The sequence below is a fragment of the Pseudomonas sp. 2(2015) genome (assembly GCF_000955865.1).
Classification (GTDB): Bacteria; Pseudomonadota; Gammaproteobacteria; order Pseudomonadales; family Pseudomonadaceae; genus Aquipseudomonas.
In genome coordinates this window covers 465,413-485,448 of sequence record NZ_JYOF01000003.1, presented here as the reverse complement: position 1 = coordinate 485,448, position 20,036 = coordinate 465,413, and the positions used below count along the sequence as shown (strand labels likewise).

The following is a 20,036-nucleotide window of genomic DNA, read 5'->3' as shown; positions in this document are numbered from 1 at the left end:
TATCGATTGGCTTTGCCGCCAATGTCGAATCAGCGAATGGAAGGTGTTAAATGTCGGATTTCCAGTCTCACGTCATACCGGCACTGGCCAAAGGCAGAAGAAAGAGCCTTGGTGCCAGCGCCCAGCAGTTGGTGGCGTTTTCGCCGCTGCTGGAAGGCGGCTCTATGCCCTTGCTGTGTCGCCCGACCGTACCCGGCGTGGGCCTGGTGCAATGGGCCAGCGAAAACCGCGAACTGATCGAGCAACAGCTGGACAAGCACGCGGCGATTCTTTTTCGTGGTTTCGATGTACAGGACATTGAAACCTTCAACCGCTGTGTCGATGTGATCTCCGGCGGCGCGCTCGAGTACCTGTTCCGGGCTTCGCCACGTACCCAGATTACCCGCAAGTTGAATGTCTACAGCTCCACAGACTACCCGGCGGTGGAGAAGATCTTCCCGCACAACGAGCACTCCTATTCGCCGGTCTTTCCCTTGCACCTGTATTTCTACTGTGACCTGGCGTCACAGACCGGGGGCGAGACGCCCTTGGGTGATACACGGCTGATTCTCGATCGGATCGATCCTCAGGTGCGTGAAGCGTTTGCCCGCAAAGGCGTGCTGTATGTGCGCAACTATGGGGATGGCATGGGCTTGCCGTGGCAGACCGTGTTCCAGACCGAAGACCGCGAGGCGGTTGAAGCCTACTGCCGCAAGATCGGCGTCGAGCCGCAGTGGAAGCCCGGTAACCGGCTGCGCACGCGCCAGCGCGGTCCGGCCATGGTCCGTCATCCGCGTACGGGCGAGACGGTCTGGTTCAATCACGCGACCTTTTTCAATGCGCTGACGCTGCCAGACAGTATCCGCACCAGCCTGCTGGCCGAGTTCGCGCCGATGGACCTGCCGCAGAACACCTTCTTCGGTGACGGCTCGGCAATCCCCGAGCACTACATCACCCACCTGCAACAAATCTATCGAGAGGTCATGGTCGAGTTCCCCTGGCAGCAGGGCGACGTGGTGATTCTCGACAACATTCTTACGGTTCACGCGCGCAACGAATACACCGGGCCGCGAAAAATACTCACTGCAATGGCTATCGCGCTGAACAGCGTCGATGTGGCAATTGGTTAAGGATTCCCCATGAACGCTCCAGTCGACCCTTCCGAAGTTTTCCAGGTTTCCGCCCAGCAAGCGTCCATTCTCGATGCCCAGCAAGCCCGTGGTACGGTCCTCGGCGCCCAGCTGATCATGACGTTCGATGCCCCCATCGATCGCCAGCGGCTCGAGCAGGCGGCGATTGACCTGAGTGAACGGCACGAGATCCTGCGCACCGAGTACCGAAACATGCCGGGGATGAAACGTCCGGTTCAGGTGATTCATGCCCAGCCGCGCCTGTGCCTGCTGTCGGTGGCGCCGGGCACCTTCGAACAGGCGGGTCCAGCGTGCCTGGCGCAATTGGCAAACCACAGCCTGGTGCTGGGCCTGGGCAGTGGCGAGGATGCACACCGCTTACGAGTCGCTGCGCCCCTGGCGAGCCTGGATGAGGTTGCCCTGGGTTTGCTGGAGGAGCAATTGCGCGCGCTCTACCAGGGGCAGTCGCTGGCCCCCTTCGACGGGTTGCAATACGCCGACTACGCCGATTGGCAGACCGGTCTTGCGCAGGAGGACATCGGCCGCAAGGGGGGCGAGTTCTGGCGCAATCTGTACCGCGACATGCAGGTCGACTCGCGTCTGCCTTATGAACGGCTCACCCCGTTCATGGGGGCATTGCAGCAACACGAGCAGCATTTGCCAGCGGTTGTGCCGGCGCTGCGCACCCTGCGCCAGCAATGGCGACTGGACTCGGACGCAGCATCACTGCTGTTGCTCTGGGGGCTATTCGTCGGTCGCCTGAGTGGCCGCGAGCATTGGCTGGTGGCCTGCGCAATGAGCGGGCGCAACGAGCAGTTGCACTCTACCCTGGGGCACCTGGCCTGGCGTTTGCCGGTTGCCTTCAGTCGCCAGGCTGATCTGTCTGTGGACGGCTACGCCGAGCACTTTGCCGTGCAGCTGCAGTTGAGCCAGTCCTGGCAGGACTGCTTCAACGAACTGGACATGCTCGGTGGCCAGGGCGCGGGGCTGGACTTCGGTTTTTCCTGGGCTGATCAGCCGCTTGAGGGGGCCCGGCTGGATCGCCCCAGCCTGGAAAAACTCCACCTGCAGGTAGCTCCCAGCGGTGATGATCTGCTGTTGCGCCTGCTGTCGCCGGCCGGCTCGTTCAGCGCCGAACTGGGCCGCGCCTGGCTGGCTCAGTTTGCTGAGTTCGTCACTCAAGCCGTGGCTGACCCCCGGCAAGCAGCACAAAAGGTTGCCCTGGTGGATGCCGCCCAGGCCCGACCGTTGCAGCAGGCACTGGACCGCAGCCAGTCGCTGGGCGAGAGCGCCAGCCGCCAGTTGCACCAGTTGTTCGAGCGCCACGCGCAGCAGCATCCCGAACGGACAGCGATCCAGATCGGCGAGCAGCAGGTCAGTTATGCCCAGCTTGAGCGCCGTGCCAACCAGCTGGCCCGCGTCCTGAACCAGCGCGGAATCGGCCGTGAGGCGATTGTTGGCGTCTACGGCGCACGTTCGGTGGAGATCGTCGTGGCGTTGCTGGCTATCCTCAAGGCGGGAGCGGCGTACCTGCCGCTGGACCCGCAGTATCCGGCGCAGCGCCTGGCCTTCATGCTCGAGGACGCTGGGGTAGAGTGCCTGATTGCCTTGCAGGCGCTTGATCCGGCTATCGCCATGCCGGCGACGACAACCCTGCTCAGCCTGGATGACGAGGCGCTCGATCAGGTCGATGACAGCCCGCTGGCCAGTTGCGGCGAGGCGGATGACCTGGCGTACGTGATCTACACCTCAGGCTCCACCGGCACACCCAAGGGGGTGATGGTCAGCCACGCCAATGCGCTGGCCTCGACCCAGGCGCGGGTGCAGTTCTATCAGCAGCCGGTGCAACGCTTCCTGATGCTCTCGTCGTTCTCGTTCGACAGCTCCGTGGCGGGGATTTTCTGGTCCCTGGGGCAGGGCGGCAGCCTGTGCCTGCCGCTTGAGCAGGCGCACAAGGACCCTCAAGCCATTGCCCAACTGATAGAGCGCCAGGCCATCTCGCACTTTCTCGCCCTGCCGTCGCTGCACGCCCAGGTGCTTGAGCATCTGCAGGCGGCGCCCGCGTTGCGTTGCGCCATTGTTGCCGGCGAGGTCTGTCCTCCCGAGCTGCTGCGCCGCCACCGCCAGGCACTGCCGGGGGTAACGCTGGTCAACGAATACGGGCCCTCGGAGAGCACTGTCTGGTGCTGCGCCTACCAGGTGGCGCCAGAGGATCGCGGTGATTCTGAACTGCGCGTCGCCATCGGCGAGCCCATTGCCGGCACTCGCCTGTATGTGCTTGATGATCAACAGCGCTGGGCGGGGGTTGCCCAGGAGGGTGAGTTGTACGTTGCCGGTGCCGGGCTTAGCCGGGGATATCTCAACAGGCCCGGGCTGACGGCCAGCCGCTTCGTTCCGGATCCGTTCGCCAGCGAGCCGGGCCAGCGCTGTTATCGCACCGGCGACCTTGCCTGTGTGCGCGCCGACGGCCTGGTCGATTACCTCGGTCGGCTGGATCACCAATTGAAAATTCGTGGCCACCGCATCGAGCTGGGTGAGATCGAAGCGCTGCTGGGTTCGCAGGAGGGCGTGCGCGAGGCGGTGGCCATCGCCCGCGACACCGCCGCCGGCAAGCAACTGGTGGCTTATGTGGTGTTGGCCGCCATGGCCGATGCGCAGCCGCGGACCGTGCAATTGCTGGGACTGTTGCGAGAGCAGTTGCCTGAGTACATGGTGCCCTCGACGTTGCAGGCGGTGCAAAGCCTGCCCCGTACCCCCAATGGCAAGCTTGACCGGACCGCCCTGGCTGCGCGGGCATTGGACGGTGTTGCCTACGTCGCGCCGGGCAATGAGCTCGAGCAATTGTTGGCCGAGGTCTGGCAGGAGGCTTTGCAACTGGAGCGGGTGGGCATCAACGACAACTTCTTTGCCCTGGGCGGGCATTCGTTGCTGGCCACGCGGATTCGTTCTCAGGTTCAGGCGCGGCTCAATGTCACCTTGCCGCTCAAGGTGTTCTTCGAGGGCGAAACCGTGGAGCTGCTGGCCCGGCAGATCGAGATGCACCGTGACGAGGCGGTCAGCGAAGACAAGGTCCAGGCGCTCGAAGCGCTGTTTGCCGAGGCTCAGGAGCAATGAGCATGCTTGAGCAACGAATGCTGGCGCTGGCTGAGCGCTTCACCCGTTTTTCCGCTGCTGAACGGCGCGCCTTGCAGGCGCGCATGCTTGAGCAAGGCCTGTCGCTGGAAAGCCTGCCGATTCCCCGGCGCGAAGACCCCAGCGAGGCGACACCCGCCTCGCATGCCCAGCAGCGGATGTGGTTTCTCTGGCAACTGGAGCCGGATTCCACCGCCTACAACCAACTGGCCGTGCTGCGCTTGCGCGGACAGCTGAATATCGAAAGCCTGCGGCAAAGTTTCGAGGCGCTGGTGACCCGCCATGAAGTCCTGCGCACCCGTTTTGTGCTGCAGGACAGCCAGGTGTTGCAGCAGGTCGAGGCCGTTGCGCGCTTTGAACTGCAACTGCTCGACTTTAGCGGCGAGAACGGCCAGGCACTGGCGGACCAAGAGATTGAACGCCAGGCCCGGCAAGCCTTCGACCTGGAGCAGGGGCCGTTGCTGCGGGCCACGCTGCTCAGGCTGGATGCCGAGCAACATGTGCTGTTGTTCTGCACCCATCACATCGTTTGTGATGCCTGGTCCCTGCCGATTCTGGTCGAAGAAGTGACCCACGGCTATGCGCGCCTGGTCGCGGACGCCGAGCAGGCCGTACCCGCGCCGCTGGCCGTGCAATATGCCGACCATGCACGTTGGCAGCGCCTGTGGCTGGACGCCGGTGAAGCGCAACGGCAGCTGGCGTACTGGAAAGCCAACCTTGGAGAGGAGGCGGTCAACCTCGAGCTACCCCTCGATTACCCACGCCCGGCGTCGCGCAGTGCACGTGGCGCACGGGTGCCGATTGCCTTGTCCGAGAGCGTTTCGCAAGCGGTGCGCGCATTCGCCGCGAGCATGGGCGCGACGCCGTTCATGGTGCTGCTGGCATCGTTTCAGGCGGTGCTGCATCGCTACAGCGGCGCATCGGATATCCGCATTGGCACGCCGATCGCCAATAGGACACGGGCCGAGGTCGAGCCGCTAATCGGTTTCTTCGTCAATACCCAGGTACTGCGGGCACAGGTCGATGGGCAGATGTCGTTCGTCGAGCTGGTGCAGCAGGCCAAGCAGCGCGTGCTCGAGGCCCAGGCCCATCAGGACCTGCCGTTCGAGCACCTGGTCGATGCCTTGCAGCCGCAGCGCAGCCTGAACCAGAGCCCGCTGTTCCAGGTGATGTTCAACCACCAGGTGGCGCAACCGGCGGTTGACCAGTGGCGCCTGCCGGGATTGACCGTCGAGGCGCTCGATCGAGGCAACGACACGGTGCGTTTCGATCTGACCCTCAACACCGAGGACCAGGGCGGGGTACTCAAGGCGTCGCTGGCCTATGCCTGTGACCTGTTCGAGCCAGCCACCATCGAGCGGCTCGGCGAACACTGGCGTTACCTGCTTGAGCGCTGCCTTGCCGAGCCGCACCAGCGCCTGGCGGAACAGTCGCTGTTCGACGATGCCCAGACTCGTCAGTTGCTCGACGCTTGCAATGACCCGCAAGCCAGCGTCCCGGCTTGCCTGCTGAGCCTGATCGCCGAGCAGGTCGCAACCCGGCCCCAGGCAACCGCGCTGGTGTTTGCCGAGGCGACCTTGAGTTATGCGCAGCTCGACGCCCAGGCCAACCGGCTGGCCCAGCGCCTGCGGGCGTCGGGGGTTGGGCCGGACGTTCTGGTGGGCATCGCCGTCGAGCGTTCGATGGCGTTGGTCGTGGCCGTGCTTGCCGTGCTCAAGGCCGGTGGCGCCTATGTACCGCTGGACCCTGAGTATCCGCGCGAGCGCCTGGCCTACATGATCGAGGACAGCGGTATTGCCCTGCTGCTGAGCCAGGCGTCGGTGCTCTCGCGCCTGCCCAGCGACCTGCCGTTGCCTGTGCAGTTGCTTGACGATCCGTCCCTGGAGCAGTGCAGCGACCAGCCTTTGCCGATTGTGCAGCAGGCCGAGAACCTCGCCTACCTGATCTATACCTCCGGTTCCACCGGCCGGCCGAAAGCGGCGGGTAATCGCTATGGGGCCTTGAGCGGGCGCTTGCAATGGATGCGCGATACCTATGCCATGAGCCCCGCAGACGCGGTGCTGCAGAAAACCTCAAGCAGTTTTGATGTCTCGGTCTGGGAGCTGTTGCTGCCGTTGACCTGTGGGGCGCCGGTGGTGCTGGCGCAACCGGGCGACCAGCGAGACCCGGAGCGTCTGCTGGCGCTGATCCAGGCTCATCAGGTCAGTACCTTGCACTTTGTTCCCTCGATGCTCCAGGCGTTCATTGAAACCCCTGGGCTTGAAGGCTGTACGTCGTTGCGCAATCTGTTCAGTGGGGGCGAGGCGTTGTCTCGCGAGCTGCAGCACAAGGTGCTGCAACGCCTGCCCCACGTAGCCTTGTACAACCGTTACGGGCCCGTGGAGGCGACCATCAATGCCAGCCACAGCCAACGCGCAACCGCCAGCGATACACGGGTAGGCATTGGCCGGCCGCTGGTTGATACCGCCTTGTATGTGCTCGGTGGCGGTCTTGAGGTGCTGGCCCCGGCGGCCATCGGTGAGCTGTACATCGGCGGCGCGGCGCTGGCGCGTGGTTATCACCGCCGCCCTGGGCTGACGGCCGAGCGCTTTGTCCCCGATCCGTTCGGCCGCAGCCCGGGCGCACGCCTGTACCGCAGCGGTGACCTGGTGCGGCGGGGGGCTGACGGCGAATTGCAGTTTGTTACCCGTATCGATCACCAGGTGAAGATCCGCGGCATGCGTGTCGAACTGGGGGAAATCGAGTCGCAGTTGCTGGCCCTGGTACCGGTGCGCGAAGCGGTGGTGCTGGCCGTAGACGCCAGCCTTGGCAAACAGCTGGTTGCCTACGTGGTCGCCGACGCTGGCACCCCGCCAAGCCAGCTGCGCGAGCAATTGCAGGCAGTGCTGCCGGACTACATGGTGCCCGCGCACGTGGTGCTGCTTGACCAACTGCCCGTGACGGCCAATGGCAAGCTCGACCGCATGGCCTTGCCGCAGCCCGGCCTGGAGCGCGCGCAGGAAGATTATCAGGCACCGGCCAATGAGCTGGAGCAGCGCATTGCAACGATCTGGGAGGCGGTGCTCAAGCGCCAGGCCATCGGTCGTCAGGACAACTTCTTCGAGCTCGGTGGCGACTCGATCATCTCCATTCAGGTGGTGAGCCGCGCACGCCAGGCTGGCATTCATTTCACCCCGCGCGATCTGTTCCAGCAGCAGACTGTCCAGGGCCTGGCCAGTGTCGCCCGGCTGGGTGGCGTGCAGCGCTTCGAACAAGCGCCGGTGGTCGGTGAGGTGCCATTGCTGCCGATTGCCCAGGCGTTTTTCGAGCAGTCACTGCAGGCCCCTGGGCACTGGAACCAATCGGTCCTGCTGCAACCGCGAGCGCCCTTGCAAGCCGAGCTGCTGGAGCAGGTGCTGCAAGCGCTGGTGGTGCATCACGATGCGCTGCGCTTGAACTTCCAGCGCCAGGCCGACGGTAGCTGGCAGGCCACCTACGGTGCGTTGACGCGCCTGCCAGCGGCATTGCTGTGGCAGGCTGACGTGGCGGATGAGCAGGCCCTGACCGCGCGCTGCAACGAGGTTCAGCGCAGTCTGGACTTGCAGCACGGGCCGCTGCTGCGCGGGTTGCTGGCAACCTTGGCCGATGGCTCGCAGCGGCTGCTGCTGGTGGTTCACCACCTGGCGGTCGATGGTGTGTCGTGGCGCCTGTTGCTCGAGGATATCCAGCAGGCATACCAGCAGCTGATGGCTGGCCAAGCGCTGCGCTTGCAGGACAAGACCAGTTCGCTCAAGGCCTGGAGCGAGCGTTTGCAGGTGCGAGCCCGCGAGCGGCGCATGGACACCGAGCTGGCTTACTGGCGTGAGCAGTTGAGCTGCGCCAACGACTTGCCATGCCGTGACCCGCAGGCGAGCCTGTTGGCCAGTCACGCCCGCAGCGTCCAGACCCGGCTCGACAGCACCGCGACGCGCCAGTTGCTGCAACAGGCGCCTGCTGCCTACCGTACGCAGATCAACGACTTGCTGCTGACGGCCCTGGCCCGTGTCATCAGCCGTTGGACCGGCGACCGGCATACCTTGATCCGCCTGGAAGGCCACGGCCGTGAAGCGCTGTTTGACGATATCGACCTGAGCCGGACCCTGGGCTGGTTTACCAGCGTGTTTGCGCTGCGTCTGACGGCTTGCGACGACCTTGGGCAATCGATCAAGCAGATCAAGGAGCAACTGCGCCAGGTGCCTGACAAGGGCATCGGCTACGGTCTTCTGCGCTATCTGGCCGATGAGCCGACGCGCCTGCAGTTGCGTGGCCTGGCGCAACCGCGGATCACCTTCAACTACCTGGGGCAGTTCGATGCCAGTTTTGCCGATGGGCAAGGCCTGTTTGTCCCCAGTACCGAGGACAAGGGCGAGGAGCGCAGCCCGCAGGCACTGTTGAGCAACTGGCTGACCTTGAACGGCCAGGTCTACGCGGGCGAGCTCAGCCTGGAATGGACTTTCAGCGAGCAGATGTTCGACCGCGCGCAGATGCAGGCGCTGGCCGATGAGTATGCCGACGAGCTGCGCAGCCTGATCAGCCATTGCTGTGATCCACGCCACCGTGGGGTTACCCCGTCCGACTTCGCGCTGGCGCGCTTGAGCCAGGCGCAACTGGACCGGCTGGCGTGCAATGGCGCGGATATCGAGGACCTCTATCCACTGTCGCCGATGCAGCAGGGCATGTTTTTCCACTCCCTCTATGAGCAGGGGGCGGGTGACTATATCAATCAGTTGCGCGTGGATATTCGCGGGCTGGATCTGCAGCGCTTCCGCGATGCCTGGCAGGCGTGCCTGCAGGCCCATGAAGTGCTGCGCAGTGGTTTTATCTGGCCTGACGATGCCGACAAACCTGTGCAAGTGGTGCTCAAACAGGTCGAGCTGCCGTTTGAGGTCCTTGACTGGCGCGGGCGGCCGGGCAGTGCCCAGGACCTGCAGGAACTGGCGGACACTGAGCGGGCACGGGGTTTCGAGCTGAGCTGCGGGCCATTGCTGCGTTTGCTGTTGGTGCGTAGCGGCGAGCATGACTATCACCTGATCCACACCAGTCATCACATCCTGATGGACGGCTGGAGCAGCTCGTTGCTGATGGGCGAAGTGCTCCAGCGTTACCGAGGGCACGCCGTGCCAGCGCGGCCTGGGCGTTATGCCGATTACATCGGCTGGTTGCAGGCGCAGGATGATGCGCGCAGCCGCGTGTTCTGGGAGGCGCAGTTGTCTGACCTCGCCGCGCCGACCCTGCTGGCACCAGCCCTGGCTGGCGCGCACGGGCAGGCCGCTAGCGGTCAGGGCCAGTACCAGGCGAGCCTGACGCCGGCGCAAAGCGCTCGCTTGAGCGAGTTTGCCCGGCAACAGAAAGTCACCCTCAATACCCTGGTACAGGCAGCCTGGCTGGTATTGCTGCAGCGCTATACCGGCCAGCCTTCCGTGGCATTGGGTGCCACGGTGGCGGGGCGGCCGGCGGAGCTTGCCGGCATCGAACAGCAGGTTGGCCTGTTCATCAACACCCTGCCGGTCATTGCCAGCCCGGCTGCAGAGCTCAGCGTCGGGCACTGGCTGCAACAGGTCCAGGCGCAGAACGTGGCGCTGCGTGAACATGAGCAGGTGCCGCTGGCCGATATTCAGCGCTGGGCTGGACGGGCGGGCGAGCCGCTGTTCGACAGCATCCTGGTGTTCGAGAACTATCCTATTGCCGATGCGCTGCAACAAGGTGCGCCTGAAGGGCTGCAGTTCGGCGAGGTGCAGATGCAGGAGCAGACGCACTTTGCGCTGACCCTTGCGGTGGGGCTCGGCGAGGTGCTGACCTTGCAGTTCAGCTACGACCGGGCGCTGTGCGATGACACTGCGGTGACGAACCTGTGCGGCCATCTGACCCAACTGCTGCAAGGCTTTGTCGAGCAGGTCGATCAGCCGCTTGGCCAGTTGCCGATGCTGGGTGAACGCGCGCAACGCCAGGTTATCGACGGCTGGAACCATACCGCGCAGCACTACGCCGACTCGCGCTGCGTGCACCAGGTGATTGCCGACCAGGCCCAGCGCACGCCCGCGGCCACTGCCCTGGTCTTCGCCGGACAGGCCATGTCCTACGCGGCGCTGGAGCTGCAGGCCAACCAATGGGCCCAGCGCCTGGTTGGCGCAGGCGTGGGCCCGGAGGTACTGGTTGGCATCGCTGCCGAACGCAGCCTGGAAATGGTCGTCGGCTTGCTGGCGGTGCTCAAGGCCGGCGGCGCCTATGTGCCGCTGGACCCCGATTACCCCGCCGAACGCCTGAGCTACATGATCGAGGACAGCGGTATCGGGCTGTTGCTGACCCAGTCGGCACTGCTCGAGCGCTTGAGCCTGCCGGGCTGTCTGCAGACCTTGCTGCTGGACCGGCCCGCGGCACTGACGCCCGCCCAGGGCATGGCGCCAGTGCCGTGCACGCCTGATGCGCAGAACCTGGCCTACGTGATCTATACCTCAGGCTCGACCGGCAAACCCAAGGGCGCCGGTAACCGCCATGTGGCCCTGAGCAACCGCCTTAACTGGATGCAACAGGCTTACGGCCTTACACCTGACGATGTCGTGCTGCAGAAGACCCCGTTCAGTTTCGACGTCTCGGTCTGGGAGTTCTTCTGGCCGCTGATGTTCGGTGCCCGCCTGGTCATCGCCGAGCCCGGCGATCATCGTGATCCTGCAAGGCTGGTTGCTTTGATCCGCAACCAGGGCGTCAGCACCCTGCATTTTGTGCCGTCCATGTTGCAGGCGTTCATGCAGGACGAGGCGGTGGCCTGTTGTACCTCGCTCAAGCGGATAGTCTGCAGTGGCGAAGCACTGCCGGTGGATGCCCAGGCGCAAGTTTTTGCCCTGTTGCCCTGTGCGGCGCTTTACAACCTGTATGGGCCGACTGAAGCGGCCATCGACGTCACCCACTGGACCTGCCGGGAAGAGCCGGGGGACAGCGTGCCGATCGGTGAGCCGATCGCCAACCTGCAAACCTGGATTCTCGATGCGAGCCTGCAATTGCTGCCGGCGGGGGTGATAGGCGAGCTGTACCTTGGCGGCGAAGGCCTGGCCAGGGGATATCATCTGCGTCCAGGACTGACCGCCGAGCGTTTCGTCGCCAGCCCGTTCGACGCTGCTCAGCGCCTGTACCGCACCGGTGACCTGGCGCGCTACCGTGCCGATGGGGTGATCGAATATGCCGGTCGCATCGACCACCAGGTAAAAATTCGCGGGCTGCGTATCGAGCTGGGCGAAATCGAGGCACGCCTGGTCGAACACGCGTCGGTTCGCGAGGCCGCGGTGCTGGCGGTGGGCGACAACGCCGCCCAACGCCTGGTGGCCTATGTGGTACCGAGCGCGGACTTTGCCAGCGCCCAGGCCGAGCAAGGCACCTGGCGCCAGGCGCTGGACCAGCACTTGAAGGCAAACCTGCCCGACTACATGGTGCCCGCTCGCATCCAGTTGATCGAGCGGATGCCACTCAGCCCCAACGGTAAACTGGAGCGCAAGGCCCTGCCTGCGCCTGACCTGGAACCAAGCCAGCAATACGTGGCACCGGTGGCGGAGCTGGAGCGGCAGATTGCCCAGATCTGGCAAAGCGTGCTCAAGTGCGAGCGCGTCGGTTTGACCGACAACTTTTTCGAACTGGGCGGTGACTCGATCATTTCCATCCAGGTGGTCAGCCGCGCGCGTCAGGCGGGTATCCATTTCACCCCCAAACAGCTGTTCCAGCATCAGACCGTGCAAAGCCTGGCGGCGGTTGCGGCAACCGGCGCCGCGGCCCTTGAGATCGATCAGGGGCCAGCCAGCGGGCGGGTGCAGTTGCTGCCGATCCAGGCGCAGTTCTTCGAACAAGACATGCAGACACGCCAGCACTGGAACCAGTCGGTGCTGCTCAAGCCCGCCGAACGCCTGCAGGCGCCAGCACTGGAGCAGGCCCTGCAAGCGCTGGTGCAGCATCATGACGCGTTGCGCCTGAACTTCAGCGCGGCAGACGGGCAATGGCGGGCCGATTACCGCAGCCTGCAACAACAGGCGCAGCACTGGCGGCGCGAAGGGCTGCTGTGGCAGGCAAGCGTGCACGACCAAAGCGAACTGGCCGCAGCCTGTGAACGGGCCCAGTGCAGCCTCGACCTTGCACAGGGGCCGCTGCTCAGAGCGTTGCTGCTCGACTTGCCTGACCAGCAGCAACGCTTGCTGCTGGTCATCCACCACCTGGTGGTGGACGGGGTTTCCTGGCGCATCCTCTTTGAGGACCTGCAGGCAGCCTACGCCAGTGCCCTGGCGGGCACGCCCGGCAACCTGCCGGCCAAGACCAGTTCGGTGCAGGCCTGGGCGGCACGCTTGCAGCGCTATGCCCAAAGCGAGGCCGTGCGCGGGCAGGTCGACTACTGGCAGGCGCAATTGTCGGTGGCGGGCAGTGCGCTACCCTGCGACGATCCGGATGCCAGCCTGCATAGCCGTTACGCCCACAGCGTGGTCACTCGCCTGGATGCCGGGCTCACCCGGCAATTGCTGCAAGTGGCGCCGAATGCTTACCGGACGCAGGTCAACGATGTACTCCTGGCGGCGCTGGCGCGGGTCATCGCGCGCTGGAGCGGGCAGGCCGATACGCTGATCCAGCTGGAAGGGCATGGCCGCGAAGACCTCTTCGATGACATTGACCTGACCCGGTCGGTTGGCTGGTTCACCAGCCTGTTCCCGGTGCGCCTGAGTGCCCGTGATGACCTGGGTACGACCCTGAAAACCGTCAAGGAGCAGTTGCGCGCGATCCCCGACAAGGGGCTGGGCTATGGCGTGCTCGGCCATTTTGCTGAACCAGGCGATCGCGCCCGGCTCACAGGGCTGGCGGTGCCGCGCATCACGTTCAACTACCTGGGCCAGTTCGACAGCAGTTTCACCGACGACGCGGCACTGTTCACCCCGACTGGCGAGGCGCGGGGGGCCGAGCAGGGCGCTGATGTTCCACTGGCCAACTGGTTGATGCTCAATGGCCGGGTGTTTGATGGCGAGCTGAGTATCGGCTGGACGTTCAGCACGCAAATGTTCGCTGCCTCGACGGTGCAGCGCCTGGCCGATGACTATGAGCAGGAACTGGCAGCGCTGGTCGCCCATTGCTGTGACCCACGCAGCCAGGGCGCCACGCCATCGGACTTTGCCCTGGCGCAACTGACTCAGGCACAGCTCGATCAGTTGGACCTGAGCGCAGTCGAAGACCTCTATCCGCTGTCACCGATGCAGCAGGGCATGTTGTTCCATGCCCTCGATGGTCGCGAGCAGGGCAGTTACGTCAACCAGATGAGCGTCGAGGTTTTCGGCCTCGATGTAGAGGCTTTTGCCGCCGCCTGGCAGGCCACTGTGCAGGCCCACGACATCCTGCGAACCCGTTTCATCTGGCAGGGCGTTGGCGCACGTCCCTTGCAGGCAGTGCAAGCATCGGTGGAGGTGCCCTTTACCGTTCTTGACTGGCGTCAGCGTGCCGACCTGGACGAGGCGCTGGGCGCGCTGGCGGCCAGTGAGCGCAAGCGCGGTTTCGACCTGGGCTGCGCGCCGCTGCTGCGCCTGCATGTGGTGCACTGCGACGGGCAACGCTACCAGCTGATCTACACCAGCCACCATATCCTTATGGACGGTTGGAGCAATTCACAACTGATGGGGGAGGTGCTGCAACGCTATCGTGGCGAGCAACCGGCTGCGCTGCACGGCCGTTACCGTGACTATATCCAGTGGCTGCAGGCTCAGGACGAGCAGGCCAGTGAAGCGTTCTGGAAAGCGCAACTGCAGGACCTGGCCGGCCCAACCCGGCTGGCCGCAAGCACGGCACATGACGCTGGCAACCGCCACCAGCGCGAGTACCGGCACGTGCTGGAAGGCTCACGCAGCCAACGCTTGCATGGGTTTGCCCGCGAGCAGAAGGTGACCTTCAACACCCTGGTTCAGGCCGCCTGGGCACTCTTGCTGCAGAGTTATAGCGGCCAGCAAACGGTCGTGTTCGGTGCCACGGTAGCCGGGCGTCCGGTCGAACTGCCTGATGCCGAACGCCAGATGGGGTTGTTCATCAATACCCTGCCGGTTGCCGCCACGCCGCGCCCGGAGCAAAGCGTCGGCAGCTTCCTGCAGGCGCTGCAGGCGAAAAACCTGAGCCTGCGCGAGCATGAACATACCCCGCTGTTCGACATTCAACGCTGGGCCGGACACAGCGCTGAATCGCTGTTCGACAACATTCTGGTGTTCGAGAACTACCCGGTGTCGCAGGCCCTGGAGCAGGGCGCAACCCAGGACTTACGTTTCGGCCGGCTCAACAGCCACGAGCAAACGCACTACCCGCTGACCTTGCTGGTTTCGACGGGCGAGGAACTGGTGCTGCAGTTCAACTATGCCTGCGCGTTGTTCAGCGATGCCCAGATCGAGCGTCTCGCCAGCCACCTGGACAACCTGCTCGAGCAACTCTGCCAGGCGCCGCAACGGGTCCTCGGCGAGTTGGACATGCTAACCGGCAACGAGCGCGGGCTGCTGCTCGAAACCTGCAACAGCAATACCCTGGCCTTTGCTCGCGAGCGCTGTATCCATCAGCATATCGAAGCGCAGGCCGCGCGGATGGCTGACGCAACGGCATTGATCGACGGTCAGGCGCACATCAGTTATGCCCAGTTGAACCAGCGGGCCAATCTTCTGGCCTGTGCCTTGATCGAGCTTGGCGTGGGCCCCGAGGTGCGGGTCGGCGTGGCGATGCCGCGCTCGAGTGAAATGCTGGTGGCCTTGCTGGCGGTGCTCAAGGCAGGTGGTGCGTATGTGCCGCTGGACCCCGACTACCCGGCCGAGCGTGTGGCCTACATGCTTGAAGACAGTCGCGCCCGTGTCCTGCTGAGCCAGCAGCAGGTGCTGGAGCACCTCAGCGTGCCCGCCAGCGTTCAGGTCGTGCCGGTGGAGCGTGGCTATGGCGAGCAGGCGGCGACGTCGCCTGGCAACCCGCAGACAGCGGTCTCGGCGCAGAACCTGGCGTATGTCATCTATACCTCCGGCTCCACTGGCAAACCCAAGGGCGTGGCGATTACCCATCGCAACGTCGGCGCACTGATTCAGTGGTCGCAGCAGGTTTACAGCCAGGAGGATATCCAGGGGGTGCTGGCGTCGACGTCGATCTGCTTCGACCTGTCGGTGTGGGAGCTGTTCGTCACCCTGGCCAATGGCGGTCAGGTGATCATGGCGCGCAATGCCCTGGAGCTGCCGACGCTGGCGGCCCGCGAGCGGGTACGTCTGCTCAACAGTGTGCCCTCGGCAGTCGCGGCCCTGCAGCGTGCCGGGCAGATTCCGCCGGGCGTGCGCATTGTCAACCTGGCCGGCGAGCCGCTCAGGCAGGTGCTGGTGGAGCAGCTGTATGCCAGCGGCACCATCGAGCACGTCTACGACCTGTACGGACCGTCGGAAGACACCACCTACTCGACCTGGACGCGCCGTCACCCTGGCGGCACACCGAGTATTGGCCGGCCGTTGGCCAACACCCGCGCCTACGTCGTCGATGGCCGCTTGCAGCCGACCGCCCTTGGGGTGGCCGGCGAGTTGCTGCTGGCCGGCGACGGGGTTACCCGTGGCTACCTGCTGCGCCCGGGTCTTAGCGCCGAGAAATTCGTGCCGGATCCCTTCGGCGTGCCCGGCGCCCGCTTGTACCGCAGTGGTGACCTGGTGCGCTACCGCGACGACGGCGAGCTTGAGTACATCGGCCGTCTGGATCATCAGGTCAAGATCCGCGGGTTCCGCATCGAGCTGGGCGAAGTCGAAGCACGCCTGCAGGCCCTGGCCCAGGTGCGCGAGGCTGCGGTACTGGCGCTGCAGGGGGCGCGGGGCGCGCACCTGGTGGCCTACCTGGTGGTGGATGGCGACCTCGCGCCAAGCGCCTACGCCCAGGCCGGCGAAGCCATCAGGCACGCGCTGCGAGCCGACCTGCCCGACTACATGATTCCAGCCCACGTGCTGTTCCTTGAACAGTTGCCGCTGACCCCCAACGGCAAACTTGACCGCAAGGCGCTGCCGGCAGTCGACAGCCAGGTTGGCAGCAGCGAATTCATTGCGCCAGGCACTGAGCTGGCCTGCCAGGTGGCGCAGATCTGGCAGCAGGTGCTGCAGGTCGAGCGGATTGGCATGAACGATAACTTCTTCGAGATGGGCGGTCACTCCTTGCTGGTGGTGAGCGTGGTGTCGCGAATTCAACTTGAGCTTGGTATGAAACTGACAGCGCAAACGGTTTTTCAATTCCCGGTCCTCGGCGCCTTGGTCGCCGAGCTGGAACAGAGCGGGTCTTCGCTGAACAGTGACAAACTCAGCAGGCTCGATGCGTTGCTCGACGAAATGGAGGCCATCTGATGGATCAGCAGGTCGCCTTGAAGATTGCTCAGCGTTTCATTCTTCTGCCGCTGGAAAAACGCCGGCTGTACCTGGAAAAAATGCAGGCAGAGGGCATCTCGCCCGCCAACCTGCCGATACCGCGGGTGAGCGATGAGTTCGAACAACTGCCACTGTCTTTTGCCCAGGAGCGCCAGTGGTTTCTCTGGCAACTGGACCCTGACAGCGCCGCCTACCACATCCCCACCGCGCTGCGTTTACGTGGCCCGCTGGACATCGCCAGCCTGCAGCAGGCCTTCGACCTGCTGGGCGCGCGGCATGCCACATTGCGCACGCGGTTTGTCCAGAACGCCCAAGGTGGCACTTGCCAGGTCATTGATGCCCAGGCCAATTTGCGCATTGCGGTGCAGCCGTTGAGTGTGCCGCCGGGGCAGTCGGCCGAGCAGGCGCTCAGGCAGTTCATCGGTACCGAAACCGCGCAGCTGTTTGACTTGCGCCAGGGGCCCTTGTTGCGGATCAAGCTGCTGACCCTGGGCAACGACGATCACGTGCTGGTGCTGACCCAGCATCACATCGTCTCGGATGCGCGCTCCATGCAGGTCATGGTCGAGGAGCTGGTGGCCCTGTACAGCGCCCGCTTGCAAGGACAGCCTTGCAGCCTGCCGGCAGTGGCGCTGCAGTACAGTGACTATGCGATCTGGCAGCGCCACTGGATGCAAGCGGGTGAGCGCGAACGCCAATTGGCCTACTGGCTTGAGCAACTGGGCGATCAGCAGCCGGTGCTGGCGCTGCCCACCGACCGGCCGCGCCCGGCCAGCAGGAGCTTTCGCGGTGCACGTGTGGAGATACAGCTGGACAGCGACCTGAGCCAGGCACTGCAAGGGCTGGCGCGACAACAGGGTGCAACGCTGTTCATGCTGTTACTGGCGTCGTTCCAGGCGCTGCTGGCGCGCTATAGCGGCGAGCGGGATATTCGCGTCGGAGTACCGGTGGCCAACCGCAACCGCCCGGAAACCGAGCGCTTGATCGGCTTTTTCGTCAATACCCAGGTACTGCGTGCCGAGGTTGACGGGCACCTGCGTTTCAGCGAGCTGCTGGCCCAGGTTCGCGAGCGGGCGCTGGGCGCCCAGGCGCACCAGGACCTGCCCTTCGAACAACTGGTCGAAGCCCTGCACCCGGAGCGCAGCCTGAGCCATAGCCCGTTGTTCCAGGTGATGTTCAATCATCGCAGCGACACCCCGGGCGCGGCGCCTCAGGCCGCGCTGGCCCTGCAGGTCGAGGCGGTTGGCCAGGACAGCCAGGATGCACAGTTCGACCTCACCCTGACCACCCATGAATCCGCGCAAGGCATTGGCGCCAGCCTCAACTACGCTACGGACCTGTTCGACGCGGCCACCATCGAGCGGATGCTCGGGCATTGGCAAGCGCTGCTGCGGGCGGTGGCCGCTGACCCGCAGGCACGTCTGGGCCAGCTGGCGTTGCTCGACCCGGCGCAACAGCAGTCAACGCTGCGCTGCTGGAACCCGGCGCCGCAACAGTTCCCTGTGCGCCACTGCATCCATGAACTGTTCGAAGCCCAGGTCGAACGCAACCCGGATGCGCTGGCGGTGTCGCGCGGTGACCAGTGCTTGAGCTACGGCCAGCTCAACAACAGCGCCAACCAGCTGGCCCATCGGCTGATTGCCATGGGGGTGGGGGCCGATGTTCGGGTGGGCCTGGCGGCGACCCGCGACCTGCCGATGATCGTCGGCCTGCTGGCCATCCTCAAGGCCGGTGGCGCCTATGTTCCGCTCGACCCCAACTACCCGCAGGACCGCCTGGCCTACATGATGCAGGACAGCGGCATGTCGATGTTGCTGGCGCCGGAGCAATTGCTGGCGCAGCTGCCGGTGCCGGAAGGCGTACCAACCCTGCTGCTGGACGTGGCGGATGACGGTGATTGCAGCAACCCGCAGCTCACGCTCGACCCGGACAACCTGGCCTATGTGATCTACACCTCGGGCTCGACCGGGCTACCGAAGGGCACCTTGCTGGCGCATGCCAACGTCGTGCGTCTGTTCGCGGCCACCGAGCAGTGGTTCGCCTTCAACAGTGCCGATGTGTGGAGCCTGTTTCACTCATTCGCCTTCGATTTCTCGGTGTGGGAAATCTTTGGTGCCGTGCTGCACGGCGGCCGGCTGGTCATGGTCGACCAGGACACTGCCCGCTCGCCCGAGGCGTTCCTGGCGCTGCTGCAGCGCGAGCGGGTCACGGTGCTCAACCAGACCCCCTCGGCGTTCAAGGTGCTGGCCCAGGTTGCCTGCGCCGCGCCCGCCGGGACGCTGGACCTGGCCTTGCGCTATGTGGTGTTTGGTGGCGAAAGCCTCGAGGTCAGCAGCCTGGCGCCGTGGTTCGAGCGCTTTGGTGACGAGGCACCGCGCCTGATCAACATGTATGGCATCACCGAGACCACGGTGCACGTGACCTATCGGCCGTTGTCCAGGGCTGATCTGGGCAGTGCCCAGGGCAGCCCCATTGGCGAACCGATTGGCGACTTGTCCTGGTACGTGCTCGATGGCGACCTCAACCCGGTACCTCACGGCTGTGTGGGTGAGTTGTATGTCGGGCGCGCGGGGCTGGCCCGTGGCTATTTGAATCGCGGTGGTTTGAGTGCCAGCCGCTTTGTTCCCGATCCGTTCGGCAACCCCGGCGGGCGTCTCTATCGCACTGGAGACCTGGCGCGCTTCACCGCCAGCGGCACGGTCGAGTATGCCGGGCGTGCCGACCACCAGGTGAAGATCCGTGGTTTTCGCATTGAGCTGGGCGAGGTCCAGGAGCGTTTGCAAACCCTGGCAGAGGTCGACCAGGCCCTGGTGCTGGCGCACCAGGGCGTGGCCGGGCAACAACTGGTGGCCTACCTGATCGCTTCGCGCGCGGACATCGCCCTGGCCAGCGCCGAGGATCAAGCTCAGGCCGTGGAGCGTTTGCGCGGCTTGTTGTTGCAGGCGCTGCCCGAGTACATGGTGCCGACCCACATGGTCTTCCTCGCGGCGTGGCCGTTGACCGCCAACGGCAAGCTTGATCGCAAGGCCCTGCCGACGCCGGGCCAATTGCAGGGATCACGCCGCTATCGCGCCCCGCAGAGCGCGCTCGAGTTGCAACTGGCAGCGGTCTGGCAAGAGGTACTGCAGGTGCCCCAGGTTGGCCTCGACGATGACTTCTTCAGCCTTGGCGGGCACTCGCTGCTGGCCACCCAGGTGATTGTCCGCATCCGTGAGCAGGTGAACCTCGAAGTGCCGTTGCGTGAATTGTTTCAGGCCCGCGACTTCAAGGCTTTCTGTGCGCTGGTGGCAACGCTTCAGGCGCAGAGCTCGCCGCTGGAAGACGAATTGGCTAAATCTCTGCAGGCCCTCAAACGTTTAACTGGAGATGAACTTGAAAAGCTAATTTCCTAATGAGGGTCTGGGTGTGCAAGAGCTGA

At 64.6% G+C, this 20,036-nt stretch carries 4 protein-coding genes; all 4 read left to right on the top strand.

Annotation, left to right across the window (positions count from 1 at the left end; genetic code table 11):
* Positions 1–50 precede the first annotated feature (50 nt).
* The 4 genes from UB48_RS05160 to UB48_RS05145 are packed head-to-tail and all read left to right on the top strand — an operon-like array spanning position 51 to position 20,010.
* Complete coding sequence (locus UB48_RS05160) at positions 51–1,109, top strand: TauD/TfdA family dioxygenase (RefSeq protein ID WP_045194609.1); 1,059 nt, start codon at positions 51–53, stop codon at positions 1,107–1,109.
* A 9-nt stretch (positions 1,110–1,118) separates the two neighbouring features.
* Entirely contained in the window at positions 1,119–4,223 is a 3,105-nt protein-coding gene (locus tag UB48_RS05155; RefSeq protein ID WP_045194607.1) for an amino acid adenylation domain-containing protein, read from the top strand.
* A 2-nt stretch (positions 4,224–4,225) separates the two neighbouring features.
* Positions 4,226–16,597: a non-ribosomal peptide synthase/polyketide synthase gene (locus UB48_RS05150; RefSeq protein WP_045194605.1), complete on the top strand. Its 12,372-nt coding sequence runs from the start codon at positions 4,226–4,228 to the stop codon at positions 16,595–16,597.
* On the top strand, positions 16,597–20,010 hold the full coding sequence (locus tag UB48_RS05145; protein ID WP_052676484.1) for a non-ribosomal peptide synthetase: 3,414 nt from the start codon (positions 16,597–16,599) through the stop codon (positions 20,008–20,010). Before UB48_RS05150 ends, UB48_RS05145 begins: the two co-directional genes overlap by 1 nt.
* The last annotated feature ends 26 nt before the right edge of the window (positions 20,011–20,036 follow it).

What these genes read in the sequence shown, in the direction of transcription:
- UB48_RS05160 (WP_045194609.1), top strand. Translation starts at nt 51, where the DNA reads ATGTCGGATTTCCAGTCTCACGTCATACCGGCACTGGCCAAAGGCAGA.
- UB48_RS05155 (WP_045194607.1), top strand. Translation starts at nt 1,119, where the DNA reads ATGAACGCTCCAGTCGACCCTTCCGAAGTTTTCCAGGTTTCCGCCCAG.
- UB48_RS05150 (WP_045194605.1), top strand. Translation starts at nt 4,226, where the DNA reads ATGCTTGAGCAACGAATGCTGGCGCTGGCTGAGCGCTTCACCCGTTTT.
- UB48_RS05145 (WP_052676484.1), top strand. Translation starts at nt 16,597, where the DNA reads ATGGATCAGCAGGTCGCCTTGAAGATTGCTCAGCGTTTCATTCTTCTG.